Source organism: Streptomyces sp. NPDC006997 (genome assembly GCF_040635175.1).
GTDB lineage: Bacteria > Actinomycetota > Actinomycetes > Streptomycetales > Streptomycetaceae > Streptomyces.
Genome location: NZ_JBEYHH010000010.1, coordinates 207,507 through 221,125, shown reverse-complemented (window position 1 = coordinate 221,125; position 13,619 = coordinate 207,507). Strand labels below are relative to the sequence as shown.

Genomic DNA, 13,619 nt, shown 5'->3' with positions numbered 1-13,619 from the left:
CGGGCAGCGAGTTGTGGGTTACTGACCCCAGTAACGCGCTCCGGTCGCGCCGCCCGACGGCAGCCCCCACGCTGCGGGGCGGGCACCCGGCGGCCCTGGCACGGATCTCTCAGCGGCTGTAGCGGATCAGGGCGCGCACCATGTGGCACGTCGTGTCCGACGGCGGGTGTACGCCGATCAGCGCCGCGGTGCTGCGGATCTTCTCGTCGCGCGCCTGGTTCGGTACGTAGACGCCCGAGTCGAGCAGGGCGATCGCCAGACGCATGGCCTTCAGACGGCGGTTGTGCGTGACGTACCACTCGCGGGGTCGGCCCGGCGGCAGCGGGCGCTTCTCCACGGGTGCGTACGGCAGGTCGAGCTGGACGGGACGCCTCGCGGTGGACTGGGTGGGCAGCGGCTTGAGAGCGGCAGCGGGCACAGGCAACCTCCTGTCGCGGTCAGAGTTCCGGCGGGGGCGCAGGCCCCGCCGGAACTCTCGAACACTGCTTACAGTCTACTGCCCACCACTGACAATGGCCGATGCCTGAGAACCCCTCAAATCCGCTGGTGGAGTGGGGAATCGGGAGTGTGTCAGGGTGGGCCCCTGAGGCCCGTGGAGTCGGCTGTGAATTCGAACAGAGCCGACCTCCCTCACTCGCCCAGCACCTCCGCCTCCACCCGGGGGTCCAGCCCCACCACCGGCCGGTCCGGGCGCTGTGGCGCGGTGCCGCCGAGGCCGCGCAGCCAGCTCCAGGTGTCGGCGACCGTCTCCGTCACGGGACGGCAGCGCAGGCCCGCCGCGACGGCCCGGGAGACGTCCGCGCCGTGCACGGCGTCGTGCAGCTCGCTCGCCGGGGGCACCCACACCGGCAGCTGGGTCCAGGGCTCGATGCCCGCCGCCAGCACGGTCTCCGGCTCGGTCCAGCGCAGCTCGGCCGCCCCGCCCGTCACCTCCGCGCAGGCGTCCAGCAGCCCGCCCATCGTGGTGTGGCCCGACGGGCTGACCAGGTTGTACGGCCCGCTCAGCCGCCCCTCCACCGCGTCCAGCGTCCAGTCCGCCAGGTCACGGACGTCGACGTACTGGAGCGGCAGGTCACGCGGTCCCGGGGCGAGCACGGGGCCGCCGCGGGCCGTCCGGTTCAGCCACCACGGCAGACGGCCGATGTTCTCGTACGGCCCGAGGATCAGTCCGCACCGCACCAGCAGTGACCGGTCCGCGCCGAAGGCGGCCTCGGCGGCCAGTTCACCGCCCCGCTTGTCCCGCGCGTAGTCGGTGGCGTCGGCGTCGGCGGAGGCGCCCTCGACCAGCGGGGCGTCCTCGGTGTACCCGGCGGGCCGCGGCCAGGCGTACACCGAGCAACTCGACACGTACGCGAACCGGCCCGCCCGCTCCCGCAGCAGCCGTGCCGCGTCCCGCACCGCGCGGGGCGCCGCCGACCAGGTGTCGACCACGGCCTCCCAGGTGCCGCCCCGGGCGAGGGCGGCCAGTCCGTCCGGGTCGGTCCGGTCACCGCGCAGCGACCGCACCCCGGCCGGAGGCCTGTGCCGTCCCCGGTGGAACACGGTCACGTCCCAGCCGCGCGCCAGCGCCGCCTCCACCACGGCCCGCCCCACGAACTCCGTACCGCCCAGCGTCAGTAGCCTCATGCCGGTGACTCTGCCCCGGCGGGCTGCCGCCGCGGTACCCCCCTCTGCCGTCAGCAGACGCGCTGCCGGTGCCACGCCGAAGGGCGCCCGCCGAACCGGCGGACGCCCTCAGGGGAAGCTGGTGGATCAGACCTGCCCGGCCTTCTCCAGCGCCGAGCAGCAGGTGTCGACGAGGAGGCGGGTCACCACGTACGGGTCGACGTTGGCGTTCGGACGGCGGTCCTCGATGTAGCCCTTGCCGTCCTTCTCGACCTGCCACGGGATGCGCACCGAGGCGCCGCGGTTGGAGACGCCGTACGAGTACTCGTCCCACGGGGCGGTCTCGTGCAGGCCGGTGAGGCGGTCGTCGATGCCCGCGCCGTAGTTCTTGACGTGGTCGAGCGGCTTGGAGCCCTCACCGAGCGACTCGCACGCGGTGATGATGGCCTCGTAGCCCTCGCGCATCGCCTTGGTGGAGAAGTTGGTGTGCGCGCCCGCGCCGTTCCAGTCGCCCTTGACCGGCTTGGGGTCGAGGGTGGCGGAGACACCGAAGTCCTCGGCGGTGCGGTAGAGCAGCCAGCGGGCCACCCACAGCTGGTCGGAGACCTCCAGCGGGGCCAGCGGGCCCACCTGGAACTCCCACTGGCCCGGCATGACCTCGGCGTTGATGCCGGAGATGCCCAGCCCCGCCTTCAGGCAGTTCTCCAGGTGCGCCTCGACGACGTCGCGGCCGAAGATCTCGTCGGCGCCGACACCGCAGTAGTAGCCGCCCTGCGGGGCGGGGAAGCCGCCCTCGGGGAAGCCCAGCGGACGGGAGCCGTCGAAGAAGGTGTACTCCTGCTCGATGCCGAAGATCGGCTCCTGCGCGGCGAACTTCTCCTCGACCTCGGCCAGCGCGGCGCGCGTGTTGGAGGAGTGCGGGGTCATGTCCGTGTTGAGGACCTCGCACAGCACCAGGATGTCGTCGCCGCCGCGGATCGGGTCCGGGCAGGAGAAGACCGGCTTGAGCACGCAGTCGGAGGCGTGGCCCTCGGCCTGGTTGGTGGAGGAACCGTCGAAGCCCCAGATCGGCAGCTCGGCGCCCTTGGCTGAGTCGGCCAGAATCTTCGTCTTGGAACGGAGCTTGGCCGTCGGCTGGGTGCCGTCGATCCAGATGTACTCAGCCTTGAAGGTCACGGGCCACTTCCTTCGGGGGTGGGTCTGGGCGCGCTTGCGGGTGCTACGGCGCTACGGCACTGGGGCACCGCGGTGATCTGCCCGGCAGCCTGTCAACAGGCGGTTTCCCGGCCATTGCCCGTTTGTGAACCCCGTGTTACCTGGTGATGGTGTGGCCAGCCTCACGCCGTGAGACGGGACGGAGTGCGCGGCCCCCCGCCGACAGCCGCCGGTCCGCGCCCGCGGCCCCGGCCGGACGACGGCTCGTATGCGATGGGAATACGGCACCGGGGAGCGGGGAGTCGCCGCCGCGCCGGCGAGGTGACGCCCCCGGACGCCGCCTCGCCGTGCCGCAGGCTGCCGTGCCGCCGTGTGCCTCAGGCCGCCTCCTCGACGACCGCCCGGCGGATGCGGAACCTGCCGGGCTCGCGGAGCTGCTCGAAGGCCGCGTCGTTCACCGGGAGCGGATGGGCATGGCCTGCGTCACACCACCCTCATGCGTCGCCCGTCCGGGACAGCGCCTCCCGCACCGCCTCCTCCGTGCGCCCCACCACCGCCGTACCGTCGTCCGCGGTGATGATCGGCCGCTGGATCAGCTTCGGGTGCTCGGCGAGGGCGGTGATCCACCGGTCCCGCGCCGCCGCGTCCCGGGGCCACTGCCCGACGCCGAGTTCCCTGGCGACGGCCTCCCGGGTGCGGGTGATGTCCCACGGTTCGAGGCCGAGGCGGGCGAGCACCTCCCTGATCTCGTCCTCCCCCGGCACCTCCTCCAGATAGCGGCGGACGGTGTACTCGGCCCCCTCGGCGTCGAGCAGGCTGACGGCGGCGCGGCACTTGGAACAGGCCGGGTTGATCCAGATCTCCATGCCGCCCACGCTACGTCCCACCCGCCGCCGGAGCCGTCACCTCCCGCGCTGGATCAACAACTCGCGGTCTCCATCGGGCAGTTGAAACCCGAGGGGCCCAGGAATCCGACGGCAATTCCCGGGACGGCTGAACACCGGTGGGACCGCCTCCGTATGGGAGTGCGCCGCTTCACTCCTGTCGGGCGCCTCGCTGCCCCGCAAGGGATGCCCCGCAAGGAAGTCAGAGGAGTTCCATGGGACGCAACACGAGAAAACGCCGTACGCCGCTGGCCACCAAGGCCATAGCCGCATCGGCGGCCCTAGCGCTCGGTGGGGGCGGGCTGGTCTGGGCTAACTTCCACGCCTCGGCGCACGAGTCGAACAGGGCGGAGACCCGGGCCGGCACGACGGGCGCGCGGATCGCCACGATCTCCTGTCCGGACGTCGGCGAACGGCTGCGGAAGGTGCCGCGGCGGGCGCGCAACGGTGTCGCCAGGGAGCTGGCGAACCTCGACAAGCAGATCACCGAGGCGTACGCCCGGCTCGCGTCGACGCGTCAGGCCCAGGAGGGCGACCCCGCCTTCGTGCAGAACGCCATCCTCGGCCCCCTGAAGTCCAAGCGCACCGCCACCATCGACCGGATCGGCATCAACGTCCGCCGCGCGGGCGGGTACACGCCGAGGTGGCTGGGCAAGCTCGCCGAGTGCAAGGGCATGGGCGGCGACGAGGTCACCGAGGGCGACGGCCAGACACCGCCGGAGAGCGAGCAGCCGAGCGCGGAGCCCGGCCAGGGCGGCGACGGTGGCGGCGGCGGTCAGGTCGGCGACAACGGCAACGGCGCCGCCGGCCCCTTCGCGGACGACTTCGTCGACATCACCACCGTCGAGCCCAACACCCCGCCGTCGAACGGCAACGGCTTCGCGGCCAACGGCGACTCCGGGTCGCAGGGCTCGTTCACCACGGTCTGCGGCGTGAACGAGAACAACAAGTTCAACACCGACAACCTGATCGTCGCCCCGGGTGTCGACAACGGCGCCCACCACCTCCACGACTACGTCGGCAACCAGGGCAACGACGCCTTCGCCAGCGACCAGGACCTGGCCGACGCCGACACGTCCTGCCAGAACCAGGCGGACAGGTCGACGTACTACTGGCCGGTGATCCGCGTCCAGGACGGCACCCAGGAGTTCGACGCGGGTGAACTGGGCGGTGGCCTCGAAGGCAACGTCGGCCGCGTGGTGAAGGCCAGCCAGGCCGAGATCCGCTTCGTCGGCAGCAAGCAGGGCGATGTCGTCGCGATGCCGAAGTTCCTGCGCATCATCACCGGCGCCGCCAACGCGTTCACCAACGGCGACGCGAACGCCAACGCGGCGTGGAGCTGCACCGGCTTCGAGGACCGCCAGCTGCGCGACAAGTACCCGATCTGCCCGCAGGGCAGCCAGGTGGTGCGCACGGCCAACTTCCAGAGCTGCTGGGACGGCCAGAACATCGACAGCGCCAACCACCGCGACCACGTGGCCTTCGTCCAGGAGGACGGCAGCTGCCCGGAGGGCTTCCAGGCCATCCCGCAGCTCCAGGTCCGGCTGGTGTACGACGTCCCGGCGCCGACCATCGAGAACGGGCAGATCCGGGCGCCGTTCGCGGTGGACGGCTTCCCGGAGCAGTTGCACAAGCCGATCACCGACCACAACGACTTCATCAACGTCATGGACGAGGACCTGATGAACCGGGTGGTGGAGTGCATCAACTCGGGTGAGGACTGCGAGTAGCACCGTAAAGGGGGCGGCGGGAGACACCACACCTCCCGCCGCCCCCTTCGGCGTGCTCAGCCTCCGTGCCCCCCGTGCCCACCGGATCGACCTGCACCGGAGTGACCGGCGCCGGAGTGATCGGCGCCGACCTCGATGTCCCCGCCCAGCGTGGCCCGCAGCCGTGTCACCACGTCCTCGTGCCCGACGGCGAGCCACTTCCGCCCGACGAGGTAGTAACCGCCGTAGTCCTTGGCCTCGTTGATCCACTCCCGCTGCCCCCGGTCGGTGGCGAAGGTCAGCAGCACGTACTTGTCGGCCGCCCCCTTGCAGAGCGCCTGCCGCAACTCGTCGGCATCGATCTGGATGTCCGGCTGGCACCGCGCCTCGGCGGCCAGATGCTCCAGGCTGCCGGTCGCCGTCTCCGGTACGGCGTCCTGGTCGCCGTCGGCGCCGCAGCCCACGAGCGCCAGTGCCAGCGCGGCGCCGCCCAGGGCGAGCATCGGTCGGGTCAGCCTCATCTGTTCCTCCGGGTCCAGTGCGGGAACGCACACGTGTGCCGCACTTCGATACGGGCGCCGGGCACCGCCTGCTCAACGCGGTACGCCGCGCCCTCTCGGGAGCGCGGCGTACCCGGCCTACCGCTCTACTGCCGGACGGGGCTCAGCCCTCGCTCCAGTCCGCGGGGACGAACCGCAGGCCCTTGATCCCGGCGGCCTCCAGCGCCGCCTTCACGCGCTCTCCGCAGAACAGCATCGTCATGGCCTTCGGCACGCGGAACAGCCGGCCCGCGATCTCCTCCTCGGCATGTCGCCAGAAGGCGGGGAAGGCCAGCACCTCGTACGACGGGTACCGCTCGACGATCGACGCCTCCATGTCCACCACGTCCAGCACGGTGGTCACCTGAACCAGGAAGACCGGCTCCCCGTCGAGGGTGCCCCGGGCGATGGTGTGCAGGTCCTGCCCCGCACACTCCTTGAGTGTCCGGTAGGCGCGCTCGCCGCACACCCAGTCGCCCATCTGCGGATACCAGAACACATCGGGCCTGACCCGGCTTTCCCCCCGCTCCCACTCGAAGACGGGCTCAGCCTGGACCGCGGGATAGGGGGTCCGCCAGTCATGCTCCGTGATGTCCACGGGGAAGACGCTCTCATCCGCGTCGACACAGCCGTACTCACCGGTGTCCAGCTCAACGAGGTAGCCCATCAGAGCTTCCCGTACCTTTCGAATCGTGCGTACTGGTCGACTGCGGAGAGTTGCGTCTTCAGCTCCGCCAGGAAGTCCAGCACTCCCTGTCTGCCACCGAGTGCGTCCGCGTTCCTGATGCCGTCGTTGACATAACCGTAGTAGTCCCTGCCCTTCGCGCTGGTGAAGGTGCCACGGTGTCCCTGGTGACTCATCCACACGCCGTTCTCGGCGGAGTTGATGTCGATGTTGTGCTTCTTGAGGATCTGCTGTGCGGGCTTGGCCTTCCGTGCTCCGCACGGGACCATGTGGTGCGCCTGGGCGTCCACGCCGACGGGCTTGGCCTCACCGTTCTTGATGAGGTTGCGGCCCAGCTTGGCGCTGTCGCAGTTGTGCACCAGCGTCGAGATCGAGCCCGGCACCACGTAGTAGGTGTGGATCTGGTCGACGGTGAGGTCGTGCGTGCGCTGCCGGCGCTCGAAGTGGCGGACGGACTCGACCTCGGCGGTCGTGCCCTGTGCGGTCCGTACGGTCATCCCTGGCCGGAGTTCGCCCGCTGGCACCCACTCGCCTTCGGACACCACCCACAGCGGATGGGTCGTCGTGGTGATCAGCGCCGCGTCCAGCTCACCGTCGGCGGTGAGAGTAAGGTCGACGAAGTGCTTGTCGTCCTCTGTGACGATCGTCCCGACGACCTCCCGGGTCGTGGTCTCGCCGGTCTCCGGGTCCGTGACGGTGACCTTCTCGCCCAGCTCGACGTCCTCGATGGCCTTGGTGCTGCCGTCGGCGAGGAGGACTCGGGTACCGGGTAGGAAGCTGTGGCAGTCCGGCTCCTTCTTGGTGATCTTGCTCTTGGCGGCCTTCGCCTTCGCGGCGGCCTTCGCCTTCGCGGCCTTGAGCGCGTCGGTCGCCCGGTCCAGACCGTTCTGGGCCTTCGAGACCGCCGCGGAGGCCTTCCCCAGCCCCTTGAACCCGCTGATCAGGTCGCCGGCCAGGCCCCATACGCGTTTGACGAGCTTTGCGGCCCTGCCCCAGTTCCACGGAGCCCCGTACTTGGCGAGGATCTTGCCCGCCAGGCCACCGGCGAAGCTCCCGGCGATGTTGAGTGCCGTCTCTCCGCAGGCGCCGAGGTCACCGCTGGAAAAGCAGTCCATGGCCGCGTTGATGCCGAGGATGTCCTTGGCGATCTCGACCAGGCCGGAGACAGCGCTCTTGATCTTCTGCTTGGCCCGCGAGTGCTGTAGCTGGGCCGCGCCCAGATCGGACTTGGCCTTGCTCTCCTTGGCCTGAGCGTCGCGGACGTCCTTGTCCGTGTGGACGACGGGTACACCGCCCCGGCACTCGATCAGGCCCTGGGCGCACTCCGGAACGATCAGACCGGTCGGATCGCTGTGCGTGACCGGGCTGTTGTTGGCGTATGCGTAGCCGTTGATCTGCTGTGGCTGGGTGTACGCGACGATCGGGTCGACGGAGATGAACTTGCCCAGCCCGGGGTCGTACTCCCGGGCACCGATGTGGACCAGCCCGGTCTGTGCGTCGATCGTCCCGCCGACGAACCCCTTCTCACCGGGCCAGACCCCCGTGGCCTCGCCCCGCTCCTGCCCGAACGGGTCGGAGCGGCGCTGGGCCACCGCGCCGGTGGCGGCGTTGATGGCGACCTCGCCGGTGCCGTGGTGGTCGGCTGCGAGCCAGGACAGCTCACCGTCGCCGGTACGGACCGCGATGGTCTGGTCGGCGAAGGTGTAGTAGCGGGTCGCCTCGACGCTCGACGAGCCCTTCGCCAGACGCAGTTCCGTGCCCGGCAGGTAGACCGTGGTGGCCTCGGCGTCGCGGCGCAGTACACGGTTGCCGCTGGTGTCGTAGACGTAGGTGGCCTCCTTGCCGTCGGCCTCCGTGGTCTTGCCCAGCTTGCCCTCGGCATCCCAGGTCAGCGTCTGGGTGTCGCCGCCGGCGGTACGCGTGGTGGTGTTGCCGGTGACGTCGTAGCCGTAGCTGTAGCGGCGGTCGCCGGTCGGGGTGTTCTCCACCACCGTGGTGACGGCGTGCGGGCCGGCCTCGTCCTCGCCGTAGGTGTAGTCGCGGACGATGTCCTTGGCCGGGTCAAGCGTGGTGTCGTGGATGACCTCCTTGGTGCGGTTGCCGATGGCGTCGGTGGCGTAGGACTTCCAGTACGCCGCCGGGCCGCCGAGCGGCTGGCTGCCGGGTGCGCCCGCACAGGCCGACGGCGGCTGCCGCTGAGCTGGCTGCCGACGGTGCCGGAGCCCGCCGCGGTCGCCGCGGTGGCCGCGGGGGTCCATGCCTGGGAGAGCCGCTGGCGGGTGTCGTAGGCGAAGCACTGGACGTCCGGCACGCCGCCGGCCAGGTCGGAGATCGCGGTGACGTTGCCGGCCTGGTCGTAGGAGTAGTGCGCGTCCCGGACGGCGCCCTTGCCGATGATGTCGGTGGCTGAACTCCTCAGCCGGTCGGTGCCCTTCTCGTACTGGAAGGTCTGGTTGACCTGCGCGCCGCTTCCGGTGGAGAGCTGTAGCTGCTTGAGCTGGCTGGTGGTGGAGAACACCGCGCCGGTGACATAGCTCCCCAGGTTGCTGCTCATGGACGACGGCCGCTGCAACTCGTCATAGCCGAGCTCCAGGGTCTCCGCGCCCAGGGTGCCGACCGCGGGCATACCCATGCTGCGCAGGGTGCCGTCACGGCTGTAGGCGCTGGTGAAGACGTACGTGCCGGCGAGTGCCCCTTCGGAGGCGGGCACCGAGTACGCCGCCTTCAGCGGACGGTAGAACTCGTCCATCTCCTGGGTGACGCTGGCGAAGTACGAGGGACCGCCGTCGACGAAGCGCAGCGAGGCCCAGGCCTGGCCCAGCCACCCCGCCCGGTCGTAGCGGGTCTCGGTGAGCTTGGTGCCGGTGCCGGGCTCGCCCTCCCAGGTGAACGTGGGGCGGCCCAGCTTGTCGTACTGCGTGGAGGTCTTGATCCCGCGTGCGTCGGTGATCGACACCTGGTGGTCCAGGGCGTCGTATGCGGTGATCGTGGTGCCGGCGTCCGGGTCGGTGCTCTTGGTCTGCCGGCCGAGCTGGTCGTACTCGTAGGACCAGACGTTGCCCTCGGCGTCGGTGACCGTCTTCAGCTGGCCGCCGGGCGTGTAGCTGTACTTCGTCGCGTCGTACCCGTTCCCCGGGCCCTCGGCCGCCTGCGGGTTGGGGCTGCCACCCTCGTAGTGGCGCAACTCGACGGTGCGGCCCGCGATGTCGGTGATGGCCGTGGTGGGCACACCGCCGACGGGCGGGTCGGTGTGGGTGCGGTCCCCCTCGTAGACGGTGGTGGTGCGCCACTGCTCGACCCCGGCCACAGCGAAGATCTCCGCGGTCGGGCGACCCATGCCGTCGTACTGCCACAGGGTCTGCGCGCCGACCTCGCCGTTGGTGACGATCTGGAGCTCGCCTTCGGGCGCGCCCAGGGCGTTGTAGGTCTGGTTGACCTTCTTGATCTTGCCGACGCCGTCGTAGAAGGTGTCGGCCATCATCCGGCTGCCGTCCGGCCCCTGGGTCTGGATCTGCCGGGAGCGCAGCAGGCTGTCATAGAGCTGGTACTCGGCGCCGTACGTGCCGTCGATCTGGATCTTCTCCATCTTGACGGCGGTGACCTTGTCCTTACGGACGTCGTAGCTGTACTTGATGCTCGGCGTCTGGGTCTTCGCCCGGTCCGCCAGCCACACCGACACCAGCCGGCCGAGGGCGTCGTAGGCCAGCTCGGTGCGCTTGCCGTTGGGGTCGCTCTGGCCGGTGGAGACGCCCCAGGCCGGGGCGTAGTCGGTGGTGGTGACGTGACCGAGCGCGTTGGTGACCTCGGTCCGCGAGATCAGGCCGTTGACGTCGGTGTACCGCGTGGTGGTCGTGGCGTTCCCGGCGTCCGTCTGGGACGTCGGGCGGCCGAAGGCGTCGTACTCGGTGGTGCCGGTGACCTGGTACGTGGCGGTGGTGCCGTCGTGCTTGGTCAGCCGCTCCGTCCTGGTGGCATCGCCCCTGACCGGCGCCGCGCCGTAGGCGCCACCGTCGTAGGAGACCCGCTCGTCGGCCAGCACCTGGGTGCTGCGGTCCGGGGTGAGGGAACAGGCCACCGAAACGGCTTCGCTGCGCCGGGGCAGCGAGAGGATGTTCTTGGCCGCGTTGTCGGCGTACCAGATGCGGGTGCACTGCTCGTCGCCCGTCCGCTCGGTGTCGCCGAGTTCCTCGACCTGGGTCAGCCGTCCCGCGTCGGTGGCGGTGTCGTAGCTGGTGACCGTCTTGGTCGACTGCCAGGTGCCGTCCTTCCTCGCCTTGTAGTCACGGTTGGTCTTCGTCTGGACCAGGGTGGCCTTGACCGTCCCCCAGGACCGGGTCTGGGTGGCGGTGTCCCGCTTGGACGGCTCCGTGACCGACTTGGCGACGATCTTGCCGGCGCTGTAGGCGGCCGACTCGATCTCGAAGCCGGTGAACTCCGGGTGGTCGGTGTACTCAACACCCGTGGAGTCGGTGACGGTGACGCTGCGGGTGCCGCCGGCTGGGTCCTTGTCGCCGTGCATACCCTGTAGGTACGTGTAGTCGACCCGGCTGGGCATGGTCTCGCCGTCGCCCGCGGTGACCGATACCTTGCCGTAGCCCTGCCACTGGCTCCAGGTACGGTACTTCTCCGGGGTCAGGCCGTCGGCCGGGACGTGCCGCCAGGCGGCCGGGCCCTGGTAGTCGTAGCGGGTGACCAGGTCGGCGCCGCCGCCGGTGCGGTCGGTCTCAAGGGTCTCGGCGACCACGTACTTGTGGAACCAGTCGGTGACCGGCTCGGTGTAGCCGGGGGGCGCCCACTTGACGGGATAGCAACGCTTGACCGATGTGCCCGGCTCGGGCAGCGCGGTGGCGCTGCAGTCGGCCGGGGCATAGGTCACGTCTAGCTGTGCGCCGGTCTCCGAAACCACGGTGACCAGGCGGAAGCGGTGGAAGGCGTCGATGTTGTCGCCGTCCTTGTCCACCCGGTTGGGGAGCTGGATGCCCTGGAGGTCCAGGCTCGGGAGCTTGATGCTGCCGCCGACCCTGCCCTCGTGGCCGATCTTCGAGAGCCAGAGCGTCTTCGACTGGTCGCCGTTGTCGGTGAAGATGTGCGTCAGCGACCAGGCGTCCACGTCCTGGTAGCTGGTGGTGTCCTTGCGGACCTGTGTGGTGATCGCGGTGAGCCGCTTGGTGGTGAAGAACGACGGCACCACCTGGCTGGACGTGCACCTGGTCGCGGCCTTGCACTCCAGGTCGACGGGGGTGTCCGGCCAGTGCGCGGCGTTGGCGGTGGTCCGCTTGGCCGTCGCGCAGTCGAAGTCCGTGGTGGGCAGACAGCGTTCGGAGACGTCGAAGACCACCCGGGCCGGTGCCTTGGCCGCGTACACCTGGCCGTCGCGCTGGCCGTAGTCGATGCGCTTCAGATAGCCGCCGCGCTCGTACGGGGTGCCGTTGACGTCGGTCTTGGCGTTCAGGGCGTAGTGGTTGACCTCAGCCCCGTAGTAGTAGGACATCACGTTGCCGTGGGTGTCCTTGACGTAGTCGAGGTTCCAGCGCCAGGCCTGCTGGCAGTGCGCCGAGGTGAAGGTGGCCTGGTAGCAGGGCTCGCCGGAGTCGTCACCGAAGACCGGGGCGGTCCACACCGAGTTCGTGGTCTCGTCGCCCGAGGCCCAGCCCGGCAGCCTGTGCAGGCCGAAGTAGTACTCGGTGCCGTCGGTGGTGGTGACCTTCCACGCCTCGCCGTTGTCGTCGCCGTTGCCGGACGAGGTGATCTTCTCCACCTTGGCGCCGGACTCGTTGGTGAAGTGCCACTCGCCGCCGTCGTCATCCTTGATCAGCTGGCTGGAGGTGCCGTCGAGCAGGATGGTGGCGTTGTCGAAGGCCCAGCACTGCTCAGCCGAGGTGGAGTGGCCGTCGTCCGCGCAGGGCTTGTAGGCGCGCTCGATGTAGCCCGCCTCGTAGGAGAAGCCCTCGCCGAGCCACGAGCCCTGGTTGTTGGTGACCGAGGTACGGCCGTCCACCGACTGGGAGGAGTAGCCCAGGCCCACCGAAGGTGCCAGACCGCCGGGGGCGGGGGCGGTGCGGATCGGGTAGTTCCAGGAGAAGCCGCCGGAGGAGTTGGAGACGCTCCAACTCGCCGACGGGGACAGCGGGGTCGCCTTGTAGTCCCCTTGCGATGAGGAGGCTCCCGCGGTCACGGCAAGCAGCCCGGTGGCCCGCGTGGTCTGTGTGGACAGCCCTTCCTGGGCGGGGTGAGCGGTGACGTCGGCGGAGATCGTGCGCTTGTCCACGCTGTTGCGGGTGGGCAGCTCTACCGGCTGCGCGGGGCAGTCCGCGCTGCCGGGCGGGGCCACGGCCGCACAGCCCGGCAACTGCACCAGCCGCAACCGGGCCGCGTAGTCGCCGCCGTATGCTTCGGCGAACTCCGCGTAGTCCACGGTCAGCCGGACCTTGCCGGCCTCGGCCTTGCCGTCTGTCCGCTCCACCCGCAGCAGCGCGGCGGCGCCCAGCTCCCTGGCGGCCCTGTGGTCCAGCGCGGTCACCTTGGCCTTCGCCACCGCACCTGGATCGGTGTCCCGGGCCCGCTTCCCCTTCTCGGCCCGCTTCGCCGCTTCGGGGGCCCCGACCGTGATGCCGAGCCCTCCGGCCCGGGCCTTGCCGACGGCCTTCCCAGCCGCGTCGACCGGGACCTCGACGCTGCCGGGCTCTGGCCACGCGGCCTTCTCCAGCACCGTGACCGCGGCCTTCTTCGCCGCGTCCGCCGGGCGGCCGGCGGCCTTGGCGTCCTCGGACTCGGCCGGGTCGGGGTCCTGCTGCAGCGCCCGGCCCGACACCGCGGCCTCGATCGGCAGCGCCTGGGCACCGGTGGCCGCGAGGGCCAGGCTCAGTCCGAGCGCCAGGGTCCCGACGGCGCGTTGGGGTAGGTGGCGGTCGAGCAGACCGCCTCTCAGCCATTTCACGGAAATCTCCCGCAGATCGGATGCCTGCGCGGCAGCGAAGCGCGCCGGCGGGGACATGGAAGGGGTGGAGGGCAGCGGACATGCGGCGCCCGCCCCCGTTCGAGG

9 protein-coding genes are annotated in these 13,619 nt (G+C 70.4%); 1 reads left to right on the top strand and 8 read right to left on the bottom strand.

The genetic code is table 11. The annotated features are described in order from the left end of the window. Positions 1 to 109: 109 nt before the first annotated feature. From ABZ659_RS13055 to ABZ659_RS13040, 4 genes are all read right to left on the bottom strand, one after another. On the bottom strand, positions 110 to 418 hold the full coding sequence (locus ABZ659_RS13055; RefSeq protein WP_360217478.1) for a hypothetical protein: 309 nt from the start codon (positions 416 to 418) through the stop codon (positions 110 to 112). Positions 419 to 630: 212 nt separating this feature from the next. Further along, positions 631 to 1,626 (bottom strand): SDR family oxidoreductase, encoded by a 996-nt coding sequence (locus ABZ659_RS13050; RefSeq protein WP_360217475.1) that lies wholly within the window; start codon positions 1,624 to 1,626, stop codon positions 631 to 633. A 126-nt stretch (positions 1,627 to 1,752) separates the two neighbouring features. Then, positions 1,753 to 2,781: a glutamine synthetase gene (glnII, locus tag ABZ659_RS13045; RefSeq protein ID WP_360217472.1), complete on the bottom strand. Its 1,029-nt coding sequence runs from the start codon at positions 2,779 to 2,781 to the stop codon at positions 1,753 to 1,755. Between the two features lie 473 nt (positions 2,782 to 3,254). Continuing rightward, complete coding sequence (locus tag ABZ659_RS13040) at positions 3,255 to 3,626, bottom strand: arsenate reductase family protein (protein ID WP_360217469.1); 372 nt, start codon at positions 3,624 to 3,626, stop codon at positions 3,255 to 3,257. A 233-nt stretch (positions 3,627 to 3,859) separates the two neighbouring features. On the opposite strand from ABZ659_RS13040, the gene ABZ659_RS13035 reads away from it, so the two are divergent. Further along, positions 3,860 to 5,374 (top strand): DUF1996 domain-containing protein, encoded by a 1,515-nt coding sequence (locus ABZ659_RS13035; RefSeq protein ID WP_360217466.1) that lies wholly within the window; start codon positions 3,860 to 3,862, stop codon positions 5,372 to 5,374. A gap of 56 nt (positions 5,375 to 5,430) precedes the next feature. Here ABZ659_RS13035 and ABZ659_RS13030 read toward each other — a convergent pair whose 3' ends face one another. From ABZ659_RS13030 to ABZ659_RS13015, 4 genes are all read right to left on the bottom strand, one after another. Further along, positions 5,431 to 5,874, bottom strand: a complete 444-nt coding sequence (locus tag ABZ659_RS13030) for a hypothetical protein (protein WP_360217464.1) — start codon at positions 5,872 to 5,874, stop codon at positions 5,431 to 5,433. Between the two features lie 142 nt (positions 5,875 to 6,016). Further along, positions 6,017 to 6,559: a DUF1629 domain-containing protein gene (locus tag ABZ659_RS13025; protein ID WP_360217461.1), complete on the bottom strand. Its 543-nt coding sequence runs from the start codon at positions 6,557 to 6,559 to the stop codon at positions 6,017 to 6,019. After that, positions 6,559 to 8,568: an RHS repeat-associated core domain-containing protein gene (locus tag ABZ659_RS13020; RefSeq protein ID WP_360217458.1), complete on the bottom strand. Its 2,010-nt coding sequence runs from the start codon at positions 8,566 to 8,568 to the stop codon at positions 6,559 to 6,561. The genes ABZ659_RS13025 and ABZ659_RS13020 overlap by 1 nt, the downstream gene beginning before the upstream one ends. After that, the gene (locus tag ABZ659_RS13015; protein ID WP_360217455.1) at positions 8,466 to 13,514 is read right to left on the bottom strand and encodes a sugar-binding protein; all 5,049 of its coding nucleotides are present in this window, start codon (positions 13,512 to 13,514) and stop codon (positions 8,466 to 8,468) included. Before ABZ659_RS13015 ends, ABZ659_RS13020 begins: the two co-directional genes overlap by 103 nt. Positions 13,515 to 13,619: the final 105 nt, after the last annotated feature.

Excerpts from the sequence above, each read along its gene's own strand:
- ABZ659_RS13050 (WP_360217475.1), bottom strand. The coding sequence starts at position 1,626 with ATGAGGCTACTGACGCTGGGCGGTACGGAGTTCGTGGGGCGGGCCGTG.
- ABZ659_RS13040 (WP_360217469.1), bottom strand. The coding sequence starts at position 3,626 with ATGGAGATCTGGATCAACCCGGCCTGTTCCAAGTGCCGCGCCGCCGTC.
- ABZ659_RS13035 (WP_360217466.1), top strand. The coding sequence starts at position 3,860 with ATGGGACGCAACACGAGAAAACGCCGTACGCCGCTGGCCACCAAGGCC.
- ABZ659_RS13030 (WP_360217464.1), bottom strand. The coding sequence starts at position 5,874 with ATGAGGCTGACCCGACCGATGCTCGCCCTGGGCGGCGCCGCGCTGGCA.
- ABZ659_RS13025 (WP_360217461.1), bottom strand. The coding sequence starts at position 6,559 with ATGGGCTACCTCGTTGAGCTGGACACCGGTGAGTACGGCTGTGTCGAC.